Here is a 4,395-nt window from a genome sequence, read left to right as displayed (position 1 = left end):
TGACGGCCCACACCCTGCTCATCGCCAACGGCGGGCGTCTACCCGCCGGGGTGACGCTCCTACCGGACGCCCGCCTGGACGACGGCATGCTCGATATTGCGGCGATCGACACGCTTCACGGCCTGTGGGGCTGGGCATCGCTGGCGCAGCAGGTGTTGCCACCGCGTCCTGCGTCCTACGCGGATGACCGCGCGGCGCGGGTCGTGTTGCGGCGCGGGAGCGCGGTGACGGTGAGGCTGGACCGTTCCGCGGCCGTCGAGATCGACGGCGATCTGGTGGCGCCCACACGGGGCGTGCGCGCCCGTGTGCAGCCCGCCGCCCTGAGAGTGCGGCGTCTGCTTCCCCGGGCCTGAGGCCCGCACCGGGAAACGGATGTAGGCGACGGGCGAGGGGATGGCGTCTGCTTCCCCCACATCAACGCTCGCACCCCATCCATAGGCGCACCACCGACGAAGGTATGGCGTCTACTCCCCACATCGACGCTCATCACACGCAGAAACTGTGTTGTCTCAAGGCCTCTGGGAGCGTCGGAACGCGTGAGAGCTGGGAGGGTGAGACTCCAAGTCGTTGGGGCGCGGTTTCCGGTCCTGGTCACAGGTGGCCTCCGTGGCTGGACCGCCTACGCGTACTTGGACCGTCTTCCATCCGATGGACCGTCTACGCGTACTTGGACTGCTTACCATCGGATGGACCGTCTGAGAACGTGGCTGAGGCGGTCCAAGCACGCAATGGCGGTCCAACCGCGCAATGGCGGTCCAACTGGAGTCGCCGACGCACCCGTCCTCGAGCCGGATGTCACATCCCCGGCAAGCACTGTCGCCGTTTGAAAGCACGCCCAGCGTCGCCCACCCGAGGCGCCCGAGTGCACCCCGGCAGGCGATCCCCGGAGGCATCCCGACAGGCGGTACTTAGGTGCGGCCCAACAGGCGGTACACAGGCGCACCCCGGCGGCTTGCCCACGAATACGCCCCACCGAGCCCAAGCCTCTGGTGTACGCGGAAGGCTCGGGCGCCAAGGGTCGCAGTCGGCCAGAACGCGCAGACAGCCGCCCCGCCGGGCTCTTCTACTACGCCACTTCACCGTCTACTACGCCACTTCGCCGTTGGGTACGCCGGTTAGGGGTCCACTGAAGGCCTAAGAAGCCTTCAACAGACCGCGAAGTGACGTAGCAAACCCCTAAGGGGCGTAGTACACGCACACCATCCACCCGATGCCGCCCGCAGCAGCCCAGCAACCCCGCCGCAACGGGAGCAAGCGCCCGCACAACACCCCAGCACTTAGCCCGCCCTTAGCAACTTCCACCGGTCTCGGCACGTAACAAGTGCCGGTCTCGGTGAAGGGGGGTTTGGCACCCGGCACCCGGCGCCTAAGAGACGGGTGTCAGAGGGTCCGCCCGTCCAGGACGTCGGCGACCCAGGAGCGCGCCACCACGAAGTCCTTGTCGCTCGTGCCGGCGGGGACCACGACGGGCAGGGAGTCCAGGCGCGGATAGGACCCCAGGAAGCGCAGGAATGGGCAGGTGCGGTGCAGGCCGATGAACGCCGCCTGCACACGCTCATCGCGAATGTGCCCCTCCACGTCGATGGAGAAGCGGTAGCGGCCCAGCGAGTCGCCCACGGGGCGCGACTCGATGCGGGTGAGGTTGACCCCGCGGACGCTGAACTGCTCGAGCATGTCCAGCAGGGCGCCGGCGCGGTTGTGCGGCAGCTGCACCAGCAGGGTGGTCTTGTCGGCGCCGGTGGGCTCGCCGACCCGACCCGGGCGGGACACCTTGACGAACCGGGTGACGGCGTCGGGATTGTCCGCCACTCCTCCGGCAATGATCGTCAACCCGTACTGCTCGGCTGCGAGCGGGTTGCACAGCACCGCTTGGTACTCAAGCGCCTCGGCCTCCGCCGCGCTGGCCCTCGCCAAGGCACGGGCGGGCGCGGAGGTGGAGCTGCCCGCAATGTAGGCGGCACCGGGCAGGTGCTGATGAACCCAACCGCGGCACTGCGCCCAGGCGTGAGGGTGGGTACTGATGCCGCGAATGTCCTCCAGGCGGGTACCGCGTCGCCCAGCCAGGACGAAGGTGATGGGCACGGCCATTTCGGCGGCGATGACGAGGGGCGCGCCGACCACAAGGTTGTCGAGCGTGACGTTGACGCCGCCTTCAACCGAATTCTCAATGGGAACGACGGCGGCAACGGCGGTGCGCTCACGCACGCGGTCGAGCGCGGTGGGGACGTCCTGGCAGGGGTCGAGGACGACGTCGTTGGGGGCGACCTGCCGTAGGGCGGTCTCGCAGAAGGTGCCTTCGGGGCCGAGGAAGGACCACGTGGGGGCTGGACTCGTCATGGGATCAGGCTATCTTGCGACCGGTGACTTGACGGACGGAACGCTCGATGCAGACCGACCACTAGGCTGGCGTGCATGAGTAGGCCGATGCGCCCGCGGAGGCGCCGCGCGCGAGCGACGCTGCGGATCCTCGCCGGCGTGTGCGCAGTGATGGGCATGGTCGTAGTTGCGATGCCCGAGGCCCGCGCCGTTTCCGCCCCGGGCCCGACGACGGCGAGCGCCGCGACGGTCGGCGCCCCGCCCGCATCTGCGGAGCTATCCAATGGTGCGACGACGGCGCGGCCCGAGTCCCCCGCGTCCGTCGGCACGTCGACCACGACGGATGAAGTCCAGCCCGACCCCCTCATTGTGCTCGGCGTGCACGACCTCACCTGGCAGGAACTGCTGGACCTCGCCGCCGGATCGGACCCCCAGGCGGCCGCGGACGCGCAGGCAATCATCGACTACGCCACGGCGAACACGCCGGTGAACCTCGTCCAGCGCACGGTCGGGGACGTCACCTGCCCGGCCGACGGCTGGCTGGCCATCGGTGCCGGGTCGCGCGCCCGCGCCGACTCCTCCCACCTCGACGGCCGCGCGTGTTCGGGAGGCGAATGGAACACCGCCGTCCAGTTGGCCCGCTCCGACGGATACGGGGCCGAACTCGGACAGCTGGCCCGACTGCTGGATGAGGCCGGGGTCAGCTATGCGGCGGTCGGCGCCAACGCCGCCCTCGCCCTCACCACCGCGACGGGAGCAGCCGCGACCGCCTCGACGCTGAGCGAGTTGCTGGCTGCCGAACAGCTACCGGACCTGACCCTCGTCGACCTCACGAACACGGCTTCCGCCGAGGTCAACACCGACCCCGCCAACACCGACCCCGCCTCCGGCCAGGCCGCAGCCGCCGCGCGAGCGCTCGCACAAGCACTCGGCGAGATCTCCGGGCGCGCGCGCATCGTCGTCGTATCCGTGGCCGCATCCCGCACGCCCGGCCCACAGCTGGCGATTCTGCCTGCGGGCACAACCTCTCCGCTGGGTCTCAAGGACGGCCTGCTGCTCGGCCCGACGACGCACCAACCCGGCCTCATCCAGCTGACCGACCTCACGCCGACACTGCTGGCCGCCGTAGCCGGGGCGGATCTTCCCGCCGCAGCGGGCCTGACCGGCGGGATGCTCACACTTGCGCCGTCCGCACCGAACGCAGTTGACGACGACGCGTCCGACGCCGCATCACCGGACGCCATTGCCGCCCTGGCCGACGACGCCGTCCACGCCGTCGCCTCTCACCGCGCCGTGCTGCCGGTCACCCTCCTGCTGCTGGCGGCTGCGGCGGCGCTCATCGCCGTCGTCGTCCTCGGGTTGCGCCGCCCGGAGGGGGCGAGCAGGCCCGGGGCAGGGCGGCTCCATCTCATCGCCCGGGCCGCCTGCGCCGCGGTGGCGCTGCCGACCGGAATCTGGCTCACCAACCTGCTGCCGTGGTGGCGCGCCGGGTCCTGGGCGCCGCTGGTCGCCGTGCTCGCTGCCCTAGCCTGGGCGGCGGTATTGACCGCTGCGGCGTTGTGGCTGGGCCGCCGGATGCACAGACTCCCTCGAGGGGCCCTCACCGCGCGATCCTCCCGCGTCGGCGATCCCGCCGCGGCGGACGCCCCATCAGACGCCCGCTCCCCACGCGGTGCCACGCCAGTTCCTCGGCGCGCAGCGCTTGATGTCACAGGCACCCACTCCGCGTGGAGTGCCGCCCTGGTGCTGACCGCCGCGCTCCCCGCCGTCATCCTCATCGACGCCGCGCTCGGAGCATCACTCGGATTCAACAGTCCGTTGGGAATGAACGCCGTCGTGGCCGGGCGCTTCTACGGGGTGTCCAATACGGCCTTCGCGCTCGCCGCCGGGGCGCTGTTGGTGGCCATCGCCGCGGGTACCGACGGGTTGCGCGCCGCCCGGCCGACGTGGCGTGCCGGAATGGTGACCGCCGCCGGAGTCATCCTGCCGGGTGGGCTGGCGCTGGTGATTGATGGCGCCCCACGGCTGGGGGCCGACCTCGGCGGGGCGATCACGCTGGTGCCGGCGCTGGTAACGCTG

The 4,395-nt window shown here is 70.7% G+C and carries 3 protein-coding genes; 2 read left to right on the top strand and 1 reads right to left on the bottom strand.

Features of this window, described 5'->3' with window-relative positions:
- A partial coding sequence (locus RWX45_RS00685) for a diacylglycerol/lipid kinase family protein (protein ID WP_410050659.1) occupies window positions 1-353 on the top strand: 353 nt, incomplete at its 5' end.
- A 1,027-nt stretch (window positions 354-1,380) separates the two neighbouring features.
- On the opposite strand, the gene pheA is transcribed toward RWX45_RS00685, so the two are convergent.
- Complete coding sequence (gene pheA, locus RWX45_RS00680; RefSeq protein WP_316021871.1) at window positions 1,381-2,337, bottom strand: prephenate dehydratase; 957 nt, start codon at window positions 2,335-2,337, stop codon at window positions 1,381-1,383.
- A gap of 75 nt (window positions 2,338-2,412) precedes the next feature.
- Between pheA and RWX45_RS00675 the strand changes: the two genes are divergently transcribed.
- On the top strand, window positions 2,413-4,395 hold a 1,983-nt coding region (locus RWX45_RS00675; protein ID WP_316021870.1), incomplete at its 3' end, for a hypothetical protein.

This window comes from Actinomyces sp. MRS3W, assembly GCF_032465695.1.
Taxonomy (GTDB): Bacteria; Actinomycetota; Actinomycetes; order Actinomycetales; family Actinomycetaceae; genus Actinomyces.
Note: the sequence above shows the minus strand (reverse complement) of the source record. Positions and strands in the feature narration are given on the sequence as shown.